This is a genomic window from Cohnella fermenti, assembly GCF_004801405.1.
GTDB classification, from domain to species: Bacteria; Bacillota; Bacilli; order Paenibacillales; family Paenibacillaceae; genus Cohnella; species Cohnella fermenti.
Genome location: NZ_SSOB01000021.1, coordinates 20,502 through 45,012, shown reverse-complemented (window position 1 = coordinate 45,012; position 24,511 = coordinate 20,502). Strand labels below are relative to the sequence as shown.

20 protein-coding genes are annotated in these 24,511 nt (G+C 59.8%); 8 read left to right on the top strand and 12 right to left on the bottom strand.

Features of this window, described 5'->3' with window-relative positions; translation table 11 throughout:
- Positions 1 to 42 precede the first annotated feature (42 nt).
- The 7 genes from E6C55_RS17150 (at position 43) to E6C55_RS17120 (ending at position 8,690) form a co-directional block, all read left to right on the top strand.
- Entirely contained in the window at positions 43 to 1,827 is a 1,785-nt protein-coding gene (locus E6C55_RS17150; RefSeq protein WP_136371041.1) for a cache domain-containing sensor histidine kinase, read from the top strand.
- The gene (locus tag E6C55_RS17145) at positions 1,805 to 3,406 is read left to right on the top strand and encodes a response regulator (RefSeq protein WP_136371040.1); all 1,602 of its coding nucleotides are present in this window, start codon (positions 1,805 to 1,807) and stop codon (positions 3,404 to 3,406) included. The genes E6C55_RS17150 and E6C55_RS17145 overlap by 23 nt, the downstream gene beginning before the upstream one ends.
- 122 nt (positions 3,407 to 3,528) lie before the next feature.
- Positions 3,529 to 4,878: an ABC transporter substrate-binding protein gene (locus E6C55_RS17140; RefSeq protein WP_136371039.1), complete on the top strand. Its 1,350-nt coding sequence runs from the start codon at positions 3,529 to 3,531 to the stop codon at positions 4,876 to 4,878.
- A gap of 183 nt (positions 4,879 to 5,061) precedes the next feature.
- Entirely contained in the window at positions 5,062 to 5,961 is a 900-nt protein-coding gene (locus E6C55_RS17135; RefSeq protein WP_136371038.1) for a carbohydrate ABC transporter permease, read from the top strand.
- A 17-nt stretch (positions 5,962 to 5,978) separates the two neighbouring features.
- Positions 5,979 to 6,860 carry a carbohydrate ABC transporter permease gene (locus E6C55_RS17130; RefSeq protein ID WP_136371037.1) on the top strand — a complete coding sequence of 294 codons (882 nt, stop codon included), beginning with the start codon at positions 5,979 to 5,981 and terminating at the stop codon, positions 6,858 to 6,860.
- Positions 6,861 to 7,012: 152 nt separating this feature from the next.
- A complete protein-coding gene (locus E6C55_RS17125) occupies positions 7,013 to 7,777 on the top strand; it encodes a phytanoyl-CoA dioxygenase family protein (protein ID WP_168735704.1) in 765 nt (254 codons plus the stop codon).
- Between the two features lie 76 nt (positions 7,778 to 7,853).
- Positions 7,854 to 8,690 carry a helix-turn-helix transcriptional regulator gene (locus E6C55_RS17120; protein ID WP_136371035.1) on the top strand — a complete coding sequence of 279 codons (837 nt, stop codon included), beginning with the start codon at positions 7,854 to 7,856 and terminating at the stop codon, positions 8,688 to 8,690.
- Between the two features lie 169 nt (positions 8,691 to 8,859).
- Here E6C55_RS17120 and E6C55_RS17115 read toward each other — a convergent pair whose 3' ends face one another.
- From E6C55_RS17115 to E6C55_RS17075, 8 genes are all read right to left on the bottom strand, one after another.
- Positions 8,860 to 9,912, bottom strand: coding sequence for an iron-siderophore ABC transporter substrate-binding protein (locus E6C55_RS17115; RefSeq protein ID WP_136371034.1), 1,053 nt, complete (start codon positions 9,910 to 9,912; stop codon positions 8,860 to 8,862).
- 162 nt (positions 9,913 to 10,074) lie between these two features.
- Positions 10,075 to 10,905: a helix-turn-helix domain-containing protein gene (locus E6C55_RS17110; protein WP_168735703.1), complete on the bottom strand. Its 831-nt coding sequence runs from the start codon at positions 10,903 to 10,905 to the stop codon at positions 10,075 to 10,077.
- 844 nt (positions 10,906 to 11,749) lie between these two features.
- Entirely contained in the window at positions 11,750 to 11,947 is a 198-nt protein-coding gene (locus E6C55_RS17100) for a type II toxin-antitoxin system HicA family toxin (protein ID WP_230986727.1), read from the bottom strand.
- A 184-nt stretch (positions 11,948 to 12,131) separates the two neighbouring features.
- Positions 12,132 to 13,436, bottom strand: a complete 1,305-nt coding sequence (locus E6C55_RS17095; RefSeq protein ID WP_136371031.1) for a 6-phospho-beta-glucosidase — start codon at positions 13,434 to 13,436, stop codon at positions 12,132 to 12,134.
- 43 nt (positions 13,437 to 13,479) lie between these two features.
- The gene (locus tag E6C55_RS17090) at positions 13,480 to 14,454 is read right to left on the bottom strand and encodes an N-acetylglucosamine kinase (RefSeq protein WP_136371030.1); all 975 of its coding nucleotides are present in this window, start codon (positions 14,452 to 14,454) and stop codon (positions 13,480 to 13,482) included.
- Entirely contained in the window at positions 14,451 to 15,494 is a 1,044-nt protein-coding gene (locus E6C55_RS17085; RefSeq protein WP_136371029.1) for a LacI family DNA-binding transcriptional regulator, read from the bottom strand. The genes E6C55_RS17090 and E6C55_RS17085 overlap by 4 nt, the downstream gene beginning before the upstream one ends.
- A gap of 354 nt (positions 15,495 to 15,848) precedes the next feature.
- A complete protein-coding gene (locus E6C55_RS17080) occupies positions 15,849 to 16,274 on the bottom strand; it encodes a PH domain-containing protein (protein WP_136371028.1) in 426 nt (141 codons plus the stop codon).
- 116 nt (positions 16,275 to 16,390) lie between these two features.
- Positions 16,391 to 17,605, bottom strand: a complete 1,215-nt coding sequence (locus E6C55_RS17075; protein WP_136371027.1) for a S1C family serine protease — start codon at positions 17,603 to 17,605, stop codon at positions 16,391 to 16,393.
- Between the two features lie 296 nt (positions 17,606 to 17,901).
- Here E6C55_RS17075 and E6C55_RS17070 point away from each other — a divergent pair, with 296 nt between their 5' ends.
- Positions 17,902 to 18,930, top strand: a complete 1,029-nt coding sequence (locus E6C55_RS17070) for a LacI family DNA-binding transcriptional regulator (protein WP_136371026.1) — start codon at positions 17,902 to 17,904, stop codon at positions 18,928 to 18,930.
- A 274-nt stretch (positions 18,931 to 19,204) separates the two neighbouring features.
- Here E6C55_RS17070 and E6C55_RS17065 read toward each other — a convergent pair whose 3' ends face one another.
- The 4 genes from E6C55_RS17065 to E6C55_RS17050 all read right to left on the bottom strand — a co-directional run bounded on the left by E6C55_RS17065 (position 19,205) and on the right by E6C55_RS17050 (position 24,501).
- Entirely contained in the window at positions 19,205 to 21,745 is a 2,541-nt protein-coding gene (locus E6C55_RS17065) for an ABC transporter permease (RefSeq protein WP_136371025.1), read from the bottom strand.
- Positions 21,742 to 22,434, bottom strand: a complete 693-nt coding sequence (locus E6C55_RS17060) for an ABC transporter ATP-binding protein (RefSeq protein WP_136371024.1) — start codon at positions 22,432 to 22,434, stop codon at positions 21,742 to 21,744. Before E6C55_RS17060 ends, E6C55_RS17065 begins: the two co-directional genes overlap by 4 nt.
- Positions 22,435 to 22,510: 76 nt before the next feature.
- Positions 22,511 to 23,821 carry a sensor histidine kinase gene (locus tag E6C55_RS17055; protein WP_136371023.1) on the bottom strand — a complete coding sequence of 437 codons (1,311 nt, stop codon included), beginning with the start codon at positions 23,819 to 23,821 and terminating at the stop codon, positions 22,511 to 22,513.
- A complete protein-coding gene (locus tag E6C55_RS17050) occupies positions 23,809 to 24,501 on the bottom strand; it encodes a response regulator transcription factor (protein WP_136371022.1) in 693 nt (230 codons plus the stop codon). Before E6C55_RS17050 ends, E6C55_RS17055 begins: the two co-directional genes overlap by 13 nt.
- Positions 24,502 to 24,511 lie beyond the last annotated feature (10 nt).

Here is a 24,511-nt window from a genome sequence, read left to right as displayed (position 1 = left end):
TTGTCAACTTCCACACGCTGCCTTCCGGAAAGGGGCTGTCCGATGCCGAAGAGTTGGTTCGTCTCCCTGCGCGGCAAAATTATCGTCTCGCTTATCCTGTTCATCATCGTGCCTGTAGTCGTCATTGTGTACCGGTTCTACTCTTCCACGCAAAGCATATTGGAGAACCAGTTGTATCAGTCCAATCAGACCGCGGTTGAACGCAAGGCGGCCTCGATGAACGATCTGCTTGCCAGTGTGCTCAGAGGATCGAACTGGATCGTGAACGACATTGAGATCTCGAAGTTCCTGCGCGACAACACGAATTGGACGGAAGAATACGAGTCCTATTACAACTACACTCTATTGTTGAATAAGCTGGACAATATCAGCCAGATTCTACCCGGCGGCAGCGCGTATGTGGCACTATACGACTTCCGAGGCTATACCCATTCCACGTGGGCGCATACGACCAAGACCGATTACGCGACTCTTCGGCAGGAACAATGGTTCGACCGGACGATTCAGCTTCAAGGCTTGCCCAACTGGATGGTCCCCGTCCGCCTGCCCGAGGCTGCGGACGAACCGCTTCTGGTGATGACCCGCCTGCTCAACGGCTATCGACAGAACGGCGACGGCACCATGTGGATCGGCCTTCCCGTCGGCACCTTCTTCTACAGCGATGCGGAGTTGGAGGAGCAGGCCTCTCAGGGGATCTATATGATGCTGGCAGACGGCAACGGGAAGCCCCTGCTGGGCGATGCCGGGATGCTGCAGCACGGCGATGCCGCGCTTGCCGACAGCCGAGTCGACGCGCGCGGCAACGTGCACGCCGCGATCGGCGGCGAGCCCTACATGGTCAACTCGGTTACTCTGCCGGTCACAGGCTGGTCGCTTGTCCAATTCGTCGATCAACGCGAGTTCGCTTCCCAGCTAAGCCGGGAGCGCAATAAGTCGACGTTGTGGGTTCTGTTCTGGTTCTCGCTCTTCGCCGTTGCCTTCATTGGCCTGACCTTCCAGTTCACGAGACCGATCAAGCGATTGGTCAAGTCGATGAATCTGGTCGGCAAGGGCGAGCTGCAGACGGAAGTAACGATTCGCGGCAGAGACGAGATGGCGATGCTCGGACGCAACTTCAACAAGATGACCAAGCGGCTGCAGGAGCTCGTCACCCATCTGTCGGAGGAACAGATGCATAAACAGAAGGCGCAATTCCAGGCATTGCAGGCTCAGATCAATCCGCACTTCTTGCTCAATACGATGAACTCGATTAAGTGGATGGCCATCCTCTCCGGCGCGAAGCATGTGAGCGATATGCTGACCAAGCTTGGCAAGCTGCTCAACTATACGATGCGCCAGCAAGAGGAGATCGTGACGCTGCGCGATGAATTGAATTACTTGCAAGTGTATATGGCGTTGCAGGAGATTCGTTATCACGACCGCATCTCTATTGCGATCAACGTTCCGGACGACCTGATGGATGCCGAGATCGTCAAGTTCACGCTGCAGCCGATTATCGAGAATAGCATCATCCACGGCAAGCAATTCCCGTTGCGAATTGCGGTCGATGCAAGAAGAGACAAGAACGGGATGCTGCATATTGACGTTCAAGACGACGGCGAAGGGATGAGCGAGGAGACGATTCGTTTCGTCAGCGAGCAGATGAATCAACCGCATGCCAAGTTCAGCGGCATTGGAATGCGGAACGTGAATGACCGGATTCAGCTCACGTTCGGCGCCTCCAGCGGTATCCGCATTCGCAGCACGGAAGGCCAAGGCACCCTTGTGACTGTGATAATCCCCTATCGAAGGAAGGTGGCTCCGGATGATCCGGTTGCTGATCGTTGATGATGAGATTCTGGTTCGCATCGGCCTCAAGACGATCCTGCCGATGAGCGGCGACGAATTCGAGGTTGTCGGAGAAGTGGCGAGCGGTCTCGAAGCGCTTGCTATTCTGGAGCAGACGCAAGTCGACATTGTGCTCACCGACATCCGGATGCCCGACATGGACGGTCTTGAGCTTCTGGAGCAGATCAATCGCCGCTGGCCGGACACGAAGACCTTCATCTTGTCCAACCACAGCGACTTCGCATACGTACAACGGGCACTGCGGCTCGGAGCCGTGGAATACATCGTGAAGCTGGAGATCGAGACGGACGAGCTGCTTCGCAAGCTGCGTCAAGTACGGGACCAGTTGCTGAGCGATCGGCAGAAGCGGCATGAGGCGACGGAGTTGGCGACGAAGGCTGTCCGCTACGGCAGCGAGGTCAAGGAGAAGCGGCTGCGCGAGCTGCTGCTCCGTCCGGCGACGAAGCGGGAGACGGAGGAATGGCAGACCGAGTTCGGCATCGCGCCGTTCCGGTCAGGCATCACTGTTGCGCTGGCGCAGATCAGGGACTACGAGCGGCTGCTGGCCCGCAATCGGTTCCAGAGCGAACGATTGCTTCAATTTACCGTCAGCAACGTCTTGTCGGAGCTGCTGAAGAAGTATGGCGGCAGCGAGATGACCGCGTTGGATGACGGACGATTCGCCTTCGTGAGCGAACGGCCGAATATCGCTGCCATGCTTGAAGAGATGCGGCATGCGGTAGGCACCTTCCTGCAACTGTCGCTCATCTTCGGCGTCTCGCGGCCGCAGCACAGTGTATATACGTTGCATGGGGCATACGAGGAAGCGCGAACGGCTCTCCACCATCTTTTCTATGCGGAAGAGACTGAACATTGGGCGGCAAGGTCCGACATGCCGGCGTACGAAGACATGCCGTCCGAGCCATGGGAGGAAGAGCAGTGGGAACGGCTTATTGAAGCCTTCGACGAGCCGGGCATGCGGTCGCTCTTGACAGAGTGGACGGACGAGCTGTCGACGAGACGCCATCTGCGTCCCTCCGAGGTGCGGCGGATCTGGCTCCGCCTGACCGATCTGTTCGCTCGTTCGCTCAAGGCCGAAGGCGCCGACATCTATGCCGTAACGCTGCATGACGGACGATATCCGCATAATGTCATCCGTCAGGCCGAGACTCTTGCAGAGATTCGCGACTGGTTCCTGGGATGGATTCCGGTGTTCCTGGCTTATAAACGCGAACGCGGCAAGCAGAAGTGGCGCAGCGAGGTGCGGACCGTCGTCCGAGCCATCTCGGAACGGTTGCATCTTCCGCTTAAAGTATCGGATCTCGCCGCCGAAGTCGGTTTTACGGAGAACTACCTCAGCATTCTGTTCAAGAAGGAGACCGGCGAGACGATCACTGACATGTTGACCCGGATGCGGATGAAGAAGGCGCGCGAGCTGCTCAAGAATCCGGAGATCAAGATTTACGAGGTATCCGAGAAGGTGGGCTATGCGGACCCGAATCATTTCTCCAGAAGTTTCAAACAATTGGAAGGCATGTACCCGACGGAGTTCCGCAAGTCCGTGCTGGGCAAGTCTTAACTGCAAAGAATCATGCAGATTTCGCCAAGATGACGCCGTTCTCATCGCCCTCCGATTCCGCCTAAGATGGAGGTGCTGCTACCTGCGAAGGGTTGCGGATATCAATAAAAGGGGATGAATGCATGAAACGGACGACAGCAACCGCAATCGGCGCCGTTCTCGCCGCATCGATGATACTCGGCGGCTGCGGCGGATCGAACGATGGAGACGGCCAAACGGCCTCATCGGCCCCATCGGCATCGGGCGGCTCGGGCAAGGCGATCACGCTGCAATTCTGGGGCGGAGTGCCTCCGGAGAGCGGCCCGCAAGAAGCGGTGGATAACTGGAACAAGCTGCACCCGGACATTCAAGTTCAATATACGCGCTTCGTTAACGATGACGCGGGCAATCTGAAGCTGGAGACGGCGCTGCTGTCGAACCAGGACGCTCCCGATGTCTTCATGTCCTACAGCGACTTTAACGTGACCAAACGAGTCGAGGCCGGCATGATCGAGCCGCTTGACGACCTGATTGCCCAAGTCGGCTTCGACGTGGACGGCATCATCGGGGTCGATAACATCAAGAAGTTCCCGGACGGCCACTACTATTACCTTCCGGCCAATCGGAACATCGGCGCCACGTTAATCAACAAGACGGCTCTCGAGGCTGCAGGGGAGCAGGTGCCGGAAGCGTGGACATGGGATCAATTCGCCGCGCTGGCGAAGAAGCTGACGACGGGCGATATGAAGGGGACGGCGATGGATGCCGCGCTGAACAACTACGGCGAGCACCTTCTCGCGGAAGAGAAGCCGCTGGATTCCTATATCAAAGACGACGGCACGTCCAACTTCGATAGTCCCGCATTGAAGCAAGGGCTCGAATTGCAGAAGGATTTGGAATCCTCCGGCGCACAGTTGTCGCGGGCCGAAGCGGTGGCGAACAAGCTGACCAACCAGGATGCGCTGCTCACGGGCAAGGCGGCGATGGTCGTCTCCCAGATCTACATGCTCCGTTACATCAAGGATACGACGAACTATCCGCATGACTTCCAGATCGTGTTCGCGCCGGTTCCGCAGTTGACGGAAGGCGGCAATGTCAACATCGGGGGCGGCATGGGCGACTTCATGTCGATCAACAAGAACAGCCCGAACAAGGATGCCGCCATCCAATTCATGGACTGGTATCTGAAGGAAGGCAATATGGCGATGGTGCCCGGCGGCCGGATTCCGACCAACAAGCAGGCCGACCAGGCGAAGATCGCCGAGATGCTCATTGGCGACGCCGGCGATCTGATCGATCAAGCCTCGCTGCAGGCAGCGTTGTCCGGCGATTATGTATTCCCGACCTCCTACAACGTTCCCGCCCCGACGGAGCTGCACCAGGTCTACACGGAAGAGATGGAGAAGTACCTGCTCGGTGCCCAATCGATCGACGCTGCGACGGCTGCGCTCAAGAAGCGCGGCGACGAGACGATCGCCAGCGCCAAGAAATAGCTCGGATACCGCAAGCCTCCGGCGATGCCCCTGCGGGCAATGCCGGAGGCTTGCCGCATTTCTCAAGTTCCCAAGTTCTCAAGTTCTCAAGAATAATGCAGAAACCGTCAAGAAGCATCCATTCTGCCGACCGGGCCGCTCTTGTTACATTAAGGATAGAAACCGCCTCAAAGGAGACTGCCTATGAAACGATGGCGCAATTCCCGCGTTCGCGAGCAAGCGGCCGGCTATCTGTTTATCCTGCCCAATTTTGCGGGTTATGTCGTCTTTGTCCTGACTCCTATCCTGTTCAGCCTCTATCTCGTGTTCGTCGATTGGGAGTACTTGAAGGGATTCGCCGGCATTCGCTGGGTAGGGCTCGACAACTTCCGCGAACTCGGCAACGATCCGAAGTTCCTCCATTCGCTGAAGAACAACGTCGTCTTCACCGCGATCAGCGTGCCGGCCTCCATGATCATCGGCTTGCTGCTGGCCGTTCTGTTGAACAAGTACGTGTACATGCGGAATACTCTTCGAACAATTATTTTCCTCCCGTATATGGCCAGTCTTGCCGCAGTGTCCGTTATCTGGAGCATCATGTACAACGCCAGCTCGGGTCCGATCAATGCCTTCTTGAAGAGCATCGGAATCGCGCATCCGCCCGGCTGGCTGTCCAGTCCGCAATCGGCGCTGTATGCGATTATCATCATGTCCGTCTGGATGACAATCGGCTATACGATGATCATCTACCTGGCCGGCTTGCAGGGCATCTCCAAGGACCTGTACGAAGCCGCCGACATCGATGGGGCGTCCAAGCTGCGCCAGCTCCTGCAGATTACGGTTCCGATGCTGTCGCCGACGACGTTCCTCATCCTGATCACGCAGTTGATCTGGTCGTTCCAGGTATTCGCGCCTGTGGCCATCATGACTCAAGGCGGGCCGATCGATTCGACGATGGTGCTCTCGTATCACATCTATCTGGAAGCCTTCCGCTTCTACAAGATGGGCTATGCTGCAGCCATGTCCTGGGTGCTGTTCGCCATTATCTTCGTCGTGACGATCGTTCAGTGGCAGGGACAGAGACGTTGGCAAAATCACTTCTAAGCAGGAGGAATCCGATCATGCAACCAGCCGCAGAGGCCATTCCGACGACCCGGATTCCGGTTCGCAAGCAACCCGGACTTCGGATCGCAGTCAAGATCGCCGTTACTGTCATTCTCGCGGCTTTCGCCGTCCTGATGATGATCCCGTTCCTGTGGATGCTGTCGACCTCGTTCAAGATCAATGCCGAGGTGTTCAGGTATCCCATCGAATGGATTCCCAAGACGTGGCATTGGGACAATTACAAGAAGGTGTGGACGGGCCCGAACGCCTTCGGCATCTACTACTTGAACTCTATGAAAATTACAAGCATCACCGTTATCGGCAATCTGCTGACCAGCGCGATGGCCGGGTTCGCGTTCGCCAAGCTTCGCTTCAAGGGGCGGGAGTTCCTGTTCCTGCTCTACTTGTCCACGATGATGATTCCAGGGCAGGTGCTGCTGCTGCCCCGGTTTATCCTGTTCGATCATATGAGGCTGATTAACACGCACTGGTCGTTGATTCTGCCCGGCATGTTCACCGTCTTCGGCACGTTCCTGCTGCGCCAGTTCTTCAGCACGTTGCCGAACGAGCTGCTCGAGGCGGCCCGTGTCGATGGAGCCGGCTTCTGGCGAATGTTCTGGCAGATCGCCCTGCCGCTAACGAAGCCGGCGCTGGTTACGCTCATGATCATTACCTTCAACTGGCACTGGAACGAGTACGAAGGCCCCCTTATCTTCCTTCGCAGCCGGGAACTGTTCACGATTCCGCTCGGGTTGACCACCTATGTAGAGGAGATGGGCACCAACTATGTGATGACGATGGCGGCGTCGGTATCAAGCTTTATCCCGCTGCTGATCGTCGTCGTCATCGGCCAGCGCTGGTTCGTCGAAGGGATTGCCAGTTCCGGCTTGAAGGGGTAGGGAGAAGGAGGCAAGGAGAAGGAGAAGGTGCGCTGTCTTGCGTGTTTTGTGCGGATAAACGTCGTTTTGCCCCATATGATTCGAGAGGACGGCGTTCTATGCTACCTATAGCAAGATCATTCTATTCGGGTTATCCGAAGGAGGAAGGCACAATGATTGCGCAAGGTTCGCCCTTCTCGCTCGAACAGTTCAAGAAAGACGGCTTCTGCGGTCCGGTCCAAGCGTTGACGCTGGCCGAAGCGAACAAGTATAACCAGTTGTTCTTCGAGACGCTTGGCATGTCGCCGTTCGAGCCGGGACCGACCCAAGCGAATCTGTCGGCTTGGCATCAGCGTTATCGGTGGGCGTACGATCTGGCTGCCCATCCGGCGATCGTCGATCCGATCGCGCAGATTCTCGGCGACGATGTGGTGCTGTGGGCGATGCACTTCTGGTATAAGGAGCCGGGCAACCCGAAGTTTATTCCTTGGCATCAGGATATCAACTATTGGCCAATGGAACCGGCCGTCAACGCCACCGCTTGGGTAACGCTCGGCTATTCATTGACGGAGAACGGCTGTCTGCGGCTGATCCCGGGAACGCATCTGGAGCGGGTCGAGCATGTTCGGATCGGCGACGAATCGAGCGCGTTCGAGCAGGGCATCGGCGAGGAGCGGATCGATGAATCGAAGGCGGTCGATATGGAGATGACCCCCGGGCAGGTCGTCTACTTTAATGAGGCGACGTTCCACGGCTCGAAGGCGAACCTGTCCGAGATTCCGAGAGTAGCCTTCTCCATTCGCTACACCACGCCCGAGGTGACATTCAAGATGGACGACTGGAACGGCGACAAGAGTCGTATCCGGACCTATCTGGTGCGCGGCGTCGACCGGTATCATCTGAACGACGGGATCATCGGCACGGTTCCGGCAGACTAACGAGGGCTGCCGACAGAGAAGCCTGCGATCCGGTCGGCTTCCCGTCAGCGGCCGTTCGAACGAGGAGGCTTGCGCCATGCTGCCCCTGACTGGCCGTATCACCGAAGCGATGCAGCTTCGCTATCTGCACATTCAGATGTACGACTTGCCGCACACCTGGCATATCGACGGCCGCACGATGGACAATGCCGTCGTCTGGCAGATGGATGACGGCGAGATCGTGCTGTCGGCGAACGATGCCGCGCCGATTCGCGCCGCTGTCGGCGATGTGCTGTTCCTCGCACCCGGCACGAAGTTGACGTGCCGGGCAGCCGCGGCGACGCAGCGCATCGTGAGCCTGAACTTTGAAGCTGCGTTCGCCGGCCGTTGGCCGGCGTCGCTGCGCTTCCCGCTTCGATATGCCGGCGCGACCGCGCCCCTCGCGACTGTGCTGCGCGACCTGCTGGCGAACGAAGCGGCGGAAGACTCCGCCGGCAAGCCGCTGTTGCTGCAGGCCGGGCTGCTGCGTCTCCTCGGCCTGATGGCGTCCGGCACGGCCGAAGCCCGCGAATCGCTGTCGTCCGACGGAAGCGTCGATGTCCGCGTGCGCGAGGCGATCGCGCGGATGACAAGCCGACCGGATGCGTTCCTGTCGGCGGCGGAGCTCTCCGAAGCGGCTCGAACGAGCGAGTCCCATCTGCGCAAGCTGTTCTTGCGCGAGTTCGGCATGCCGCCGCTGCAGTACGCCCACCGGCTGAAGGCAACGCTCGCCATGCGGCGGCTGGCCGGCTCGGACGAGCGCATATCGGAGATCGCCGATTCTCTCGGCTACGTCGATCCGAACTATTTTACCCGCATGTTTAAGAGGTCCGTCCACATGACGCCGCAGGAATATCGCCGCAAGCACCGCGACTGGATGTCGACCGGGCTATGATAACGGGCAATTCTCTCAGGCCTCGGCCTCAAGGCTCCAAGGCAAACCTGAGGACAACAAGGCGAACAAGCAGGGATCTGAGCCTCTCGGCGATCCCCGCTTGTTTGGCGCAGCTATTCGTGTTGGCTGTTGCTTGGTCAGTTGAAAAGTTGAAAAGTCGATTAGTCGATTAGTCGGTCAGTCGGCCGGCCACAAGGTTAACGCCGTATTGCGTCGCGATAGGAGCGTTAAAGGCGAAGATGGAGCGGTCCGTCATATAGAGGTTGCCGTTCTTGACGGCGGAGATGGAGGACCATACTTTATCGTTCTTGAGCCCATCCAGCCATTGCTGGGTCGCGTCATCGCCGTAATCCGTCATCAGGAAGAGATGATCCGGGTTGTACTCCACCAATGCCTCCAGAGCAAGCGCCGTCGAGCGGTCGGTGACCTTCTCATAGCCTTCCGGAGCCTTCAGGCCAAGGCCGGATTCGCTGCTGTAGATCGTCTGAAGCTGTTCGACGGTATACGGCCAGATCGTCTTGTCCACGGCGGAGATGAACATCACGGTCTCGTTCTTGCTCCGGAAGTCCGCAAGCTTGGCGGCCGCATCCTTGACGGCTTGCTCCGTCCGGTCGATAACGATGCTCGCTTGGTCCTCCTTCCCGAGAATCTTGGCGAACTCGTTCACGCCGAACCTCCAGTCCTGGTTAATGCTCGCGTAGTCGAGAAGGATCGTCGGCGCGATCTTGGACAAGGATTCGTATTGCTCCGCGTTGCCGGCATATCCGAGAATGAGGTCCGGCTTCAGCTCCAGGATCTTCTCCAGGTTCGGGTCGTTGGGAGCTCCGATATCGACAACGGAGTGTTCGGTCACGAACGATTCATAGGCATCCCATTGGCTCAGCAGAGCATCGGAAGAGGCGACGCCGATCGGATAGATGCCGAGCGAGTAGAGGTAATCCGGGTACATAGCGTGGAAAACCGACACGATGCGCTCGGGCTGCTTCTCGAGCACCGCTTCATTGCCTTGGGAATCGGTGTAGACGAGCGGCCATACGGCTTCCGAGGCTGCGGCATCCGATGGGGAAGAGGCTGGGGAGGCCGATTCGCTTGCTTCCGAGGCTGCGGCGCCCGGACTCTCGCTTGCGGAGTTCGCGTTGTTGTTCGCGGAATTGTCCCCGCATGCGGCCAGCAACAGAGCGGCCAGCAGCAGCGGAAGGGTGAGGCGGAATAATCTGTACATATCGTTAAGGCTCCTTCAGGGTAGGAATGACAGTTAGGCGCGCAACTAACTAAGTTTTATCCAGTGTATCAAGCTCTCTTCCGTTGGGAAATGGATTATCAAGCGAACCCGATATGGAATATTGTCCGAGAGCCGGGAGCCGCAGTCGAACACTGCGCCGCGCTAGCCTGTCGTGCCGCTTCTCTGCCGGAATTCGGACGGCGAGCAGCCGGTCTTCTTCTTGAAGGCCTTGCTGAAGTACAAATTGTCCATGTAGCCGACGCATTCGGCGATCTGCTTGATCGAGCAGTCGCACGTATGCAGGAGCTCCTTCGCCTTGAGCAGCCGGCATTCGATCATATAGCTGCTCGGGCTTAGGCCCACATGCCGTTCGAACGAGGCCGCCAGCTTGCGCCGGTCCATCTTGAAGTGCTCGGCGATCTGCGCGATCGACAGCGGCTCCGCGTGCTTCTGGCGGATGAACTCCATGACCTGCTCGATCAAGATCACCTCGGTATTCGGCAGCCGCCGCTCTGCGGATTCGATGAATTCCCCTAGCAGATTGGTGAACAGCAGCTTGCCCCGGAAGTGCGCCGCGGCGCCTGGAGCCGACTGCAATTCGAACAACTGATGAATCAGGTCCGGAATCTTCGCATTCTCGTTCATCGCGATCGGGAAGTGGCGGTGAGCCAGCGGGTAATCTTCCCCCTCATGGGGCGGAACCCAATAATGAACAACCGCGAACCGCCACGGCTTCGTCGGGTCGGCGCTGTCGATCTTCACCCGCATGTCGGGACCGGCGTGCACGATCGTGCCAGGCTGCATCTCGTAGGGCACCCCATCCAGCTCCAGAGAGAACTTGCCGTGGAAGGGCACCAGGAAGCCGCAGCAGAACGCATTCGTTCTGCGGTTGATGGGGGTTCTCCCGGAACGGCTGTCTTCGATGAACACGCCGGCGAACGAGACATTCGCTCGGTAGAAGCATTCGGTTATCTCGTTTATATTCGTCTCCAAGACGGATGGCCCCCTTTCTCCGCGGTCGGAATACATTAATTGATTTTGATAATCTTTATCAATTAGTATACTTCAGAATAGTAGGATCGTTCCATGGTTTTATAGGGGATCAACTGCGTAAGAACCTGTTTGAGCGTTCTTGCTTTCCCAAGAATGCTCTGCCCGATTATGAGGTTGAGACGATCAAAAGCAACAGCCCGCTTAGCACAATAGCTAAGCGGGCTGTTCGTCAATGCGGGTTTTCGACGGAATCCCTGTGCTCGGGTCTGGTAATCCCCAGCGCTTCTTTCAGGCCGTTTTGCAAGATCAAGGAGTAGTTTACTCCTGCCTGATCTCCTGCATCCCGAAGCCACTTAGGCAAGGTGCAATTTTTCGTGACAGCCTTGTTCGCAGCCGCATCCCTGTAAGGAGGCATAAAGACCTCCACGAACACAATCCGGTCGTTGATATCAAATAACTCAATGTTGTCCGGCTCCGATGGGGGGGGAGGGGGGCTCCCTGTTCCTCCAGTTCCATAACACGGACGGCCAGCAATTCCTTTGCACGAGTCAGTCCATTAATCAGTTCAACTGAACTTATTGCAGTACCCGGAAAGTCGGGAAAATACATGCTCAGATTGCTGTCGGCCTTCTCAACCACGAGCGGGTAGATATAATGGGTTGTCAATCTCCCTCACGCTCCTCACGCTCCCGCAAGGAGAGCGATAAATTTCAATCCACGCACCCGTTAGGATGCGACTTCCTACAAAGGTCATATGGCATCGGTGCTGAGTGTTTCAATCCACGCTCCCGTCATAAGAGAGCGTGGATTGAACCGTATGGGGAGGAGGGCCGAGGAACCGGGGTTACAACTCAACCCCGGATTGGCGCTCGATGCTTCTCAGTGTTCCTTTGGCAAGTACATCTCCCATACTATGTATACTGATATCAGCATATCTTGTAGGGTCTGTCCGGTGGACATATCTTCTATGACTCGTGCCATGTCCATGATGAGGTGATTCAATAAAGCCAGCTTTCTTCAGATCCCTGATAACCTCACGCACCGTTCGCTGTTTCCCCAATTGCTCCCCTCCTTCTATTCTTATTTTAATGCGTATGATTTATGCGCGTCAATCGTTAATGCGTGGATTTATGCGTATTGAAGTACGGACGACACACAGAGCGCGCCAATAAGCCCGTAACCTGAGCTTGTCGCCAAGCACCGATCACGGGCTTATCCCCAACTCCTCAAAAAAACCGAGGCAAATAAGGCCGGTTCTTCTCCAACATCTCTTCCAACAGCAGCTTCGCGACGCGAACGGAAGGCACGAGCGGGTGGGCGGCCAGCGCTTGGAGCGCGATGCCGCGGTCGCCGGTGATCGCGGCTTCGATCGTCAGGCGTTCGTACGTCTTGACGGCGGCGATCAGCCCCTTCGCGTTCTCGGGCACCTTCGTGACCGGAAGCGGGAGAGGACCTTGGCCCGTGACCACGCAGTTGACCTCGATCGCGGCGTCCTCCGGGAGGAAGTCCAGCACGCGGCCGTTCGGCACGTTCAGCGTCTGGATGTCGCGTTTGTCGTTATGAAGCGACACCATCAGGTTGACGGCCGCTTCGGAATAGTACGCGCCGCCGCGCTGCTCGAGCTGCTTCGGCTTCTCCTCCAGATTCGGGTCCTTGTACAGCTCGAACAGCTCGTCCTCGACCCGCTTCACAACCTCCGCGCGGGTGCCGCCCGCCTTCAGCGAGGATAGCTGCTCCTCGAGCATCGCGTCCGGCATGTAGAAGTACTTCAGGTAATAGGAGGGGAAGCCACCCAGCGTGCGCAGGAATTCGGGGTCCCACTCGGTGGCGGGGACATTCTTGCCCGAATACTCCTCGCGCTTGTCGAGCAGCTCCGCCAGCTTGTCGTCGCCGTCGATCTCGATGCGCGTCACCCAGTGCAGGTGATTCAGGCCGACGAACTCGGTATAAATCCGGCGGTTCTCGACCTGGTACTTGTTCATAAGCCACTTGTGCAGCCCGATCGGCGCATTGCACAGCCCGACGCTCTTCACCTTGGAGTGGCGCGAGATCGCCTCGGTCACCATGCCTGCGGGGTTCGTGAAGTTGAGCAGCCACGCGTTCGGGGCGAGCTCCTCGATGTCCTTGCAGATGTCGAGCAGCACCGGAATCGTGCGAAGCGCCTTCATCATGCCCCCCGGCCCCGTCGTCTCCTGGCCAATGACGCCGTGCAGATTCGGAATGTGTTCGTCCCACTTGCGGGCTTCGAGCAGGCCGACGCGCATCTGTGTCGAGACGAAGTCGGCATCCTTGATCGCCGCCCGGCGGTCGAGCGTCAGATGAACGTCGATCGGCAGCCCCGACTTCGCGACCATCCGCTTCGCCAGCTCGCCGACAATGTCCAGCTTGTGCTTGCCCTGTTCGATGTCCACCAGCCACAGCTCGCCGATGGGCAGTTCCGCATAGTGCCGGATGAAGCCTTCGACGATCTCCGGCGTATACGACGATCCCCCGCCGATGATGGCGATTTTGAGCTTCTTATTCGAGGTCATGCGCATTCATCTCCTTGGAAAAAAACGACTGTGACGCAAAAGCCTACAATAGAGAATAATCCGACACGGAGCGCAGACCGTCGTAGATCGGCTTCGGCAGCCGGATTCCGGTTGCCTCCACGGCCAGCCACACGGCCCCGACGACCGGCTCGACGGTCAGCTTCGCGAGCCGCGCCTTCGGGGCGGCGGCCCTTACCGCTTGCTCGACCTTCGAGCGAATATATTCTCCCTTGCCGCGTACGATGACGCTGCCGGCCAACACGACGTCGAACTCGTCTTGCTCCATGCCGAGCCGCTTGATAATGGCCGTTGCGGACTTGCCGAGCTCGACGCCCTGGCGCTCCAGAATGCTGATCGCGACGGCATCGCCCTGCTCCGCCGCCTCGAAGAGCAGCTTCGTGAGCCGGAGCGGCGGCACCTTCTCATGATCGAGATAATCGTTGTACATCGCCTCGACGCTGTCATAGCCCAGATCGTTCAAGACGAGCTCCGTCAGCGCCGTCGGCTGCTCGCGTCCGTCCCAGGAGCGGATGACCGAGCGGAACGCCTCGATGCACAGCTCGCCGCCGCCGCCGAAGTCCCCATAGGCATAGGAGAACCCCCCGCATTGGAAGAAGGTACCGGCGGGATTCACCCCCGCGCTGTTCGTGCCCGTGCCGCAGAGGAGCACGACGCCGTAGGGCCGATCCGTTCCCGCCCGCAACGCGGTCACGGTGTCGCAGTTGATTGCGCAGCGGGGGAAGCCGAGCTCCCCGATCATCGGCCGCAGAATGCGGTAATCCGCCTCCCGATCCGCCCCGGACAGGCCGAAGTAGGCGAACGTAATTTGTTCCTTCGTCAGGCTCGCCCGGTCGAGAGCCATCTCGACCGCCTCGCGAATGCTCCGTCTCGCAGTCTCGAGACCGAGCTGATGATTGCCATTGCCGCTGTGGCCTTTGCCCGCCACCTTGCCCGCCTCGTCGACGATCAGCGCATACGTCTTGCTGCCGCCGCCGTCGACCCCCAGATAGTAGTTCATGTTCGTTCCTCCTGCTCCTTGGTTGTCCGCTTCTTGATTGTCTTGCCCGATTCCACAGCCGCCGTCGATTCCCGAACGATCAGCTTCGGCTCGATCTGAACGACAGTGCCGGGCTTCGCCGGCTCGGCCATGATTCCGAGCAGCAGGTCGACCGCGGCTGCGGCAATCTCGCCCGCCGGCTGGCGGACCGTCGTCAGCGCCGGACGGAACTCGGCCGCGAGATGCTGATCGTCGAAGCCGACGATCGACAGGTCGCGCGGCACGCGGATGCCCTCGTTCTTGCAGGCATCGAGAACGCCGAGCGCGATGTAATCGTCCGCCGCGAACACCGCGGACGGAAGGGTGCCGGATTCGATCCAGCGCTTCGCGATCCGATACCCCGACGAGATCTCGAACTCGCCCCGCTCGACCGAATGCGGCGCAAGACCGGCCTCCTCCATGGCGAAGAGGAAGCCGCGCTCGCGCTCCCGGCTGCTAAGGAAGCTGCCGGTGCCGCCGATGTGCGCGATGCTCGTGTGGCCAAGCCCGATCAGATGCCTGGTCGCCTCGCAGCCCCCTTTGAAGTTGTCCACGACAACCGACGGAACCGACGAATGGCTCTCGGAGTTGTCGATCAGGACGAACGGGATGTTTTTCCTCCTGAGCTCCGTTACGTATTCGTCTTCATCGATGGGAGACAGCAGCAGAATGCCGTCCACGCGGTCCTCCTGGAAGAGAGGGTGATGGAACGAATCGTTGTAGCCGGTTGCGATCGACAGCGACAGCAAGTAGCCGCGCTCCGCCAGCCGTTCATTCGCCTCCTTGACGACCGCATCGAAGAACGAATCGTGCAGCGTCGTCAGCGTGAGGCCGATCACGCCGGTCCTGCCCTTGGCAAGACTCCGCGCGGAGGCGTTCGGTTGATAATCGAGCTCCCGCATCGCCCGCAGCACCTTCTCGCGGTTCGCCGGACGAACGGAGGCGGCATTGTTGATGACCCTCGACACCGTCACGACAGACAACCCGGACTTCCTGGCAACATCGAAAATACTTGCCTTCATGGACGACACCCCCCGGTAATCAGTCACTAAAGTTAAAGCGCTTAAACATTATCTGCAAAAAAATTTTTACGAGACACATTCCCACTTTTATGCTAAAAACCACATCCATTGCGCGAGGCACCGGGCCCCCGTCAGCTATGCACGTAAATATCCGTCCAAAGCCCGCAACGTTATGTGCAACCCTCGCCGCCTGCGACTACGAGACGTTTCACAAAAGTTAAAGCGCTTAAACTTTATGCTTATTATAATTGAGAGTGGCGTCGTTGGCAACTGCGGGCTCGGCAGAGGGTTCGCAGGCAGGCTTATCTGCGCGAACCCGCACCGGTGGATTATGGCCGGTCTGCCTCATCTCTTCTACGAATTCAGACGCTTGGAATTCTCGGCCGCGATGCCCATCAGCGTGGTGTAGATCGGCTGCACGTTGAATTTCTTGCCGAACTCGAACTTGTAGGACGAGGTGCTGACCGAATTCGCCTTATGATACGGAGAAGTGATGTAGTGGATCGTTATCTCGCTGTCCTCGAAGCCCATGCCCGCCGTCTCCATCGTCACTTCATAGATCGAATTGAGGTGGATGGAGGCGACCCGTGTTTTCTTCCCCGTAACTCCTTGGTGATCGATAAGAATGAGACGGTCGTCCGTGAGGATGAAGGCGTCCCGGATCAGCTTGAAGCCAAGCCTGATCTCTTCTCCCGGCACGAGATAAACGCCGTACTGACGCTGCAGCTCCGGCAGCGCCACCTCCGAATAATTGCCTAACAGTCCGCTGAGCAAGCCCATGCCAACTCCTCCAATGCCATCGAATGGGAATCGGCCGCCTCGCGTGGAGCAGAGGCGGCCGGAATGCGATACCCAATTGTATTCGCCGGAGAAGGGCGGAATTCCTTCAAGCCCGATTACATCGACTTGATTGTCGCTGCGCCGTTCGTTCCGGTTCCCGCCATCAGTTCCGTCAATGCGCTTGTGATCGTCGAGGTCGGAATCGCGAAGCCGATGCCTTGGGCGTCCGCATTCACGGCCGTGTTCACGCCGATGACTTCGCCTTGCGCGTTAAGCAGCGGACCGCCGGAGTTGCCGGGGTTGATCGAAGCGTCGGTCTGCAGCAGATGCTCGTAGTTGTGCTCGGTGCCGTCGTCGTCCGTAATCGTGATCGGACGTTCCTTCGCGCTCAGCACGCCGACCGTCATCGTGTGGTCGAGGCCGTACGGGTTGCCGATCGCGATCACCCAGTCGCCGATCGCCGTCTGGTCGGAGTCGCCGATTGCCAGCGTCGGGAACTCGGCGCCGTCTGGGCTCTCCACCTTGATTACCGCCAGATCGAGGTCTTCATCCGAGCCGACAACCGTCGCCGTCAGCGGCTCGTCGTAGCCGGGCACCGTCACCTTCAATTCCGTCGCGCCCGAGATGACGTGTTCGTTCGTCAGGATGTACCCGTCTTCGTTGAAGAAGAAGCCGGTTCCCGTTCCCATCAGCACCGGCTCGGAATTTTGCTGCTGTTGTTGCTGCTGCTGTTGTCTGGAGCCTCCGCCCATGAAGCCGCCGCGCCCGCCGAACAGCCACGAGTCCTGCGTCGTGTCCTCGATCCCGTAATTCTCGATCTCCACGACCGCCGGGTTGGCTTGCTCGAAGACGGTGGAGATCTTCTCGTCGACATTCAGCGAAGCTGTTGTGATGCCCGCTGAGCTGGAGTAGGAGCTGCCCGATGCGGCCGATTCGACGGCATTCGCGCCGCCGGTGAACAGGTTCAGCCGGTCCGACATGAAGCTCAGCCCGCCAACGACGAGCGCACCGGCCAGGAAGGAGGCGAGAATCGGACGCACCGAGCTCTTCTTGCCGCGATCCCGGCGTCCGCCTCTGCCTCCGCCTTCGCCGCCTCGATTCCCGTCTTCATTGCCGCCGCCGGAACCTGTTCCCGTTCCTCCCGCAGGAGCGAAGGCGTTCAGTTCCTCTTCATAGGAAGAGCGGAGAATGGCCGCCCGGTTCGAAGAGTCGTATCGGTAGACGGTGAAGGGCTCCCGGCGTTGTTCCAATTCCGTGTCATGGTCCGTCGCATGGTCTGTCGAAGTATTCGTTGTATTCGTAGTATGGCTGTTATCTTTATATTCATTCATTCGAATCATCCTCTCTTGCTGGCGATGACTCTATCATGAACCCCGAACCTAAAGATCAGCTTAAACGAGACTAAAAGGTTGCTAAAAAGAAAAAAGCCGCATCGATCGCGGCCCTGATGTTATTCCATCCTTCGATCCATCAGGCTGTTCCGCCCGGAGACCGACGAACGGAATTAACGGTTCCCGATTGCCATTCTTCCTCAATAGAGGTATTTTTAAATCAATGATGAAGTCGGCGCGCGGCCAAAGAGGACCAACCCCTCGAAGCGGCCAGCTGGCAGTCGGGCGGTGAGAACGTGGCGGCGAACATACGAGATATTGCGAGGGCGGCCGGGGTATCGGTGTCGACGGTGTCCAAGGCGCTTAACGAATACCCTTCCGTGAACGCGGAGACGAGAGAGAAGGTGCTCCGCATCGCCAGGGAGCTGCGCTACGAGCCGAACGCGGCGGCGCGGGCGCTCGTCGGGCAGCGTTCGATGACGCTCGGCGTCTTCCTGACGACGGGGCTGGCCCACCCGTTCTTCGCAAGCCTGCTCGGCGGGATCGACCGGGCGCTTCGGGAGAAGGGCTATGACCTGATCTATCTCTCCCAGGCCCGGCTCGGGCCGGAATACAGCCTGGTCCGCCATTGCCGGACCCGCAATGTGGAGGGCGTGCTCGCGTTCGGCCTCCAGGATACCGACCTGAGCTTCGCCGAGCTGGCGGAGGCGGAGCTGCCTGCGGTGTTCATCGATCTCGACATCAAGGGCAGCCGGATCGGAATGGTGACGAGCGACAACGCACAAGCGATCCGCGAGGCGGTCGGGCGGCTGCATGCCCTGGGCCATCGGCGGATCGCTTATGTCGCCGGTCTGGCCGGCACTTATGTCGAGAAGCTGCGGAAGCGGGGCTTCCGCCAAGGGCTTGAGGATCACGGTCTCGCGGAGCGTCCGGAATACGTTGTCGGCGACGACTTCACGCAGGCGAGCGGCTATGAAGCGATGCAGCGGCTGCTTGCGCTCGTGGAGCGCCCGACGGCGGTCGTCTGCTGCTCGGACCTGAGCGCGCTCGGCGCGATGCAAGCGGCCGCCGAACGGGGGCTGTCCGTGCCGGGCGACATCTCCGTCGTCGGCTTCGACGACATCGAGGCCGCCCGGGCGGGCCGTCCGGCGCTGACGACGATTCGGCAGGACATGCCGGGAATGGGCTACGCGGCGGTGGCGCTGCTCGACCGGCTGATTACCGAGGAGCCGGGGAGCCGCTCCGAGGCGGATCGCCGCATCGTCCTGCCGACGGAGTGGGTGTCGCGCGATTCGTGCGGTCCCGCGGCGACGGCCGACCGGTAGGAGGCTCCTGCGAGGAATGGCCGCTCTGACCGATATTGTCCCTATCCCTTCTCGCCAATGGGTGCCTTATCCCCTTTAGTCAGTATCCTAATTGTTGGAAAATACGAGCCTGAATAGCAGGGATAAGGCACCCTTTTTTAGAATGGTAGAGGGTACATGCGACAGACAGATTCCCTATTCCGAAGTCCTATTCCGACATTCCGTAACGAAGCGCACTCGGGTTGACCCGCTGGACCAACGAATCGAACGGTAACGTTAGGTCTGGAGCTGCCTTCTAGTTCTCCTCCCGAAGCGAATCGATCAGGTTCGTCTTGGCGAGCCTGCGCAGCGGCCCCTGCACGGAGAACAGGCCGACGGCGAAGGCGGCCGCGCAGCAGATGAGCGAGCCTCCCCACGGGAACCGGAAGGCCATGCCCTGCAGGTTCGTCAATTGGACGAACAGCAGGTAGCTGATGCCGATCCCGAGAACAAGCCCCCAGAACGCTCCGAGCAGCCCGAACCACACTCCTTCCAGCGTCGCCATTCTTTTCAACTGTCCGAGGGTCATTCCGACCGCTTGCAGCAGCCCGAACTCGCGGCGGCGGAGCAGCAGGTTCGTCTGGACCGTGTTGACGATATTCAAGCTTCCGATGAGGCCGATGACGACGAGGAAGCCGTAGATGAAGATCTTCATCTGCAGGTTGAACTGGCGCTGCTCCTTCTGGCTGGCGGCCGTGTCGACCAGATAGGCTCCCTTCGTCTCGTTCGTCAGATTCCGCAGCGCTTCGCGCGCGGGACCGCTGTCCGCTCCGTCTTCCATGGCGATGTCGATGCCGTCCCGAACCAGATCGATGGGGCGGGTCGCTTCGTTCCCGCCGACCAGGCCGTCGTATACGTCAATCGGGGCCATCACCCGCAGGGAATTCGCCTCGTACAGGTAGCCGAACGGAGCTTCGGACAGAATGCCGCCGACGGTCACTTCGCTCGCGGCCGCAGCGCCGTCTCCCTCCGCCCCTCCGGACAGATCAAGAAGCAGCTTGTCTCCGACTTGGTAGCTCGTGAGATCCAGAATGGTTTTTTTGCCCGTGTCCGGATCTTCGGGCTTCACCGCTTGCACGAGCAGAACCCCGTTCATCGCCTTCAGCTTCTCCGGGTCGGCCGTCCCGTCCACGAGATACGAGGCAGCCTCCTTCAGGCGAGCGTTATCGTACTTGAGCAGGCTGGTGTACACACGGGAATAGGCGACTCCTCCGTCCGTCATCTCCGCATATTGCATCTGCGAGATGTCCAGGAATTCCTGGTTGACCATCTTCTTCGGCACGAGCGCTTCGAGCCCGAAGGAGCCGTATCGGCCGTACACCCCGTGCACGCCCGGCACTGCCTTGATCGCTTCGATCTGCGCCTCGGTGAGGAAGTCCTCCGCCTGCCTGTCCTCCGACTCGACCTGATAGGAGCGCGTCACGGAGAAGGCAATCCGGTCCTCGCCGTTCGAGCTCGAGGTGAGCGTGAACATCTCCTGCGTGAAGTAGTGGAACACGATGAAGAGCGTCACGCTGATGATGACGGAGAAGCTTGTGATGCGGAACTTGCTCCGGTTGCGGCGAATGTTCTTCGCGGCCATGTTGCCGCCGACGCCGAACGCCTGAAGCGGGGACGGCAGCCGGAAGCGGCGATACGATTCCCGGACGATGCTGCCCGCGCCGCGCACCGCGTCGACCGGCGAGACGGAGGCCGCCTTGCGTGCCGGGAGCCATGCGGCCAGGTAGACCGAGAGAAGCCCGACGCCCACGCTGCCAATCAGAACCCACGGACGCCACGACAGCTCGAACTGCTCCAGCGACAGCACCCGGAAGCCGGCCTCGACCATCAGCGTGATGATGAGCCAGAGCACGCCCCAGCCGCACAGCAGCCCGAGCGGAATGCCGATCGCCGCCAGCACCGACGCCTCCCGGAACACGAGTCCGCGAATCTGCGACGGCGTCGCGCCGAGCGTTCGCAGCAGCCCGAACTGGCGAATCCGCTCCAGCACGGAGATGTGGAAGATGTTGTAGATGACGGCTGCGGTCGACAGGACGACGAGCCCGATCAGCGTGCCGAAGATGACGGCCATCACCTGGTTGAAGTTGTCGTTCGGCGATTCGCCCATGTAGGAGAGCACCATAAGATTCGCCATGAACGTGTCCTCCGCGAGCTTGGAGAACTGCTGCATATGGTCGCTGATGTCGACGCCGGGCCTCAGCGTAACGAGCAGGGTCAGCTCCCCGGCGGAGGCGCCGACATCGTCGCGCAGGGCGATGACGCTCGATGAGAAGTTCAATTGGCTCGATCGCGAGTTGTTCAGCAGTCCGCTAACCGTATACGTGCGAGGCTGGCCGTCCGGGCCGTTCAGCGTCGTCGTTCCGCCGAGCTCGGGCTCTCCCGGAAGGTAGGGGAGAATCCACTCTTCGAGCATGATCTCGCCCTCGGACTGCGGGGCCCGGCCGGCGGCCAGATGCAGAGGGGCCAGCTCGAGCGCGTCTTTATTCACTTCTTTGAGGGTCAGCGTGACGGAATCCTGCACCTGTGTCGTCGCGCTCTGCTTCATGGCGCCAACCTTGTCGACCAGCACATTGTTCGTCAGTTCGTCATACAGCTTGCTGTCCGTCTCGGCATAACCGAAGTGATAGGAGCCGTTGTCGTAGACCGCCTCCTTGTACAGATTGTCCTTGATGCTCATCGCCATCGTTCCGATTGCGCTGATGAGCGCCACCGACAGGATGATGCCGATCACCGTCAGAACCGAACGCTTGCGCTGCTGCTTCAGGTAGCGCCCGGCGAGCGCGCTGTAGCCCTTCATTCCCGATTCCCCCCGCGCGTGTCGCTGACGAGACGGCCGTCCTGCATGCGCAGCACGCGATCCGCCTCGGCGGCGATATTCATATCGTGGGAGATGACGACGACGGTCTGGTGGTATTGCCGGACGGCCAGCTTCAGAAGCTCCATCACCTCGCGGCTGTTGGCGCTGTCGAGGTTGCCGGTCGGTTCGTCGGCGAGTACGATGGCCGGTCGGTACGCGAGGGCGCGGCCGATGGCGACCCGCTGCTGCTGGCCTCCGGACAGCTCCGACGGCAGATGCTTGCGGCGTTCTTCGAGGCCGAGGGTGCGGATCAGATCGCGGACGTACTCCTTGTCCGGCTGGCGGTGATCGAGGAGCAGAGGCAGTCCGATGTTCTCTTCGACGTTCAGGACGGGAATCAAATTAAACGATTGGAAAATAAACCCGATCTTCCGCCGTCGGAACACCGCCCGTTCCCGTTCCTTCAGCGCGTAGAGGTTCTCCCCGTCGATGCGCACCGTGCCCGAGGTCGGATGGTCGAGCCCCCCGAGCATGTGCAGGAGGGTGCTCTTGCCCGAGCCGCTGGAGCCGACGATCGCGACGAATTCCCCCTGGGCGACGTCGAATCCGACCTCCCGGAGGGCTTCGACCTTGGTGCTGTCCTTGCCGTAGGTCTTGCTTAGTTTATCGATCTCGATGATGCTGTTCATCGTTCGTTCATCCTTCCCCTGTATAATCTACAGGTCAAGTATAACGGCCTTATCTTACACGGAAGGACGCGCCGCCTTACAGATCTGTAAGGGAGGGGGCGGAGGAGCTTGGGCGGTGCAACGGCAGCGTGACGGTGAAGGCGGTTCCTTCGCCCGGCCGGCTGGAGGCGGACAGATGGCCTTCGTGCTTCTCCACGATCGACTTCGCGAGCGGCAGGCCGAGGCCGACCCCGCTGCCGGCCGGGGAGGACTGGTAGAACTTCTTGAAGATGTGAGGGAGATGCTGCTCGTCGATTCCCGCCCCTTGGTCCCTCACCGAGATATGGGCGAACATCGGCGTCCGTTCCGTCCGGATGGAGACGCGACCGTCCACCGGGCTGTGCTCGATTGCGTTCTTGATGAGATTCGCGAGCGCCTCCGACAGCCACCTGGGGTCGTGAGCGAGCGAGATTCCCTCCGCCGGTTCCTCTACCTGCAGCTCGACCCGGCGCAGCTCGGCCATGCCGCGAAGCGGTTCCAGCGCCAGCTCGATCGTATCCTGCAGCGGCGCCCGAATCGGCGCGAGCTCCAGCGCCTCGGCCTCCAGCCGGGCGATCTTCAGCAGCGTCAGAATAAGCCACTCCATCCGCTCCAGCTCGCGTCGGCACGTCTCAAGGAACTCGCGGCCGTCCTCGGCGCTTGTGCGGGGGTCTTGCAGCAGCTCCACGTAGATGGCGAGCGAGGTGAGCGGCGTCTTGAGCTGATGGGAGATGTCCGCGACGGTGTCCTTCAGCAGCGACTTCTCCCGGCGAAGCTGGGCGATCGTCTCCTGAAGCCGGATGGAGAGCTCCTGGACGGAATGCGAGAGCAGCCCCAGCTCTCCGTCTTCGTAGAGGGGCTTGTCCATGGGCGCATGCTGCTTGATCGAATTCTCCAGCGAGACGGCCAGGCGATTGATATGCCGGTAAGGATTGTCGAACAGCCGGAGAAGCAGCAGCGACAGCAGAAGCATAAACAAGCCGAGGCCAATGCCGAGCGTAAGGCCGAGCTCTCCGCGGAACCGTTCGACGACAGGGAAGATGGCGTCGTCGGTCGCCTCGTTCAGGCCGTAGCGCGAGGAGATCTGCTGTCCGAGCTTGCGGAACTCGGGGTCGTCCTGCTCCGCCCGGACGAGCAGCCGGGGAAGCTCCGAGACCAACTCGGGATGGGCGGCGGCCAGCGAGCCGATCAACCGCTCGTCCCTGGCGAGCCACTCGCGCTTCAGGCGCTCGCCCTCATACTGCCCGTAAGCCCAAGCCAGCAGGATAAGGAGAACGGCCATGCCCATGCATAGGGCGACCAGCCGGCGGATTCCGGGGTTGCGCCATCTTCGTCCGAAGCTTCGCCCCGTTCCGTTTATCCGTTCCACCTGTAGCCTGCCCCCCTTACCGTTATGATTTTCTGCGGATGGTTCGGTGTATCCTCGATCTTCTCGCGCAGGCGGCGGACATTGACAGCAATCGTATTGTCGTCCATGTATTCGCTGCCGTCCTGCCAGAGCTGCTGCAGAATCTGCTCCTTGGACAGAACGGCGCGCGGGTGATTCATCAGCAGCGACAGCAGCCGGAACTCGGTCATGCTGAGGGAGATCTCGCTGCCTTGCTTGGTGAGCCGCATCTCTTGCGGATAGAGCGTGAGATCGCCGGCCTGGACGGCTCCATCCCCGTGAGCGCCGCGGGACGGTCCCCGGTGGCGCCGCAGCACCGCCTGGATGCGGGAGAGGAATTCGCGGAGCCGGAACGGCTTGGTGATGTAGTCGTCGCCTCCGAGGTCGAGGCCGCGCACGATATCGAGCTCGCTGTCGCTTGCCGTCAGGAATACCACGGGGGTGTCGTGCTTCGTGCGAAGCCTGCTGCAGAAGTCGAAGCCGCTGCCGTCGGGCAATTGAACGTCGAGAATAATAAGGTCGAAGCGGGCGTCCTGCACGGCGGCTTCGGCCTCCCGAATCCGGCGCGCGCCCGTCACTTCATAGCCTTCCTGGCGGAGAGTAAATTCGATTCCCCGGTGCAACGATTCGTCATCTTCGACAAGCAGCAAGCGGGAAGACATAGGGCAATCC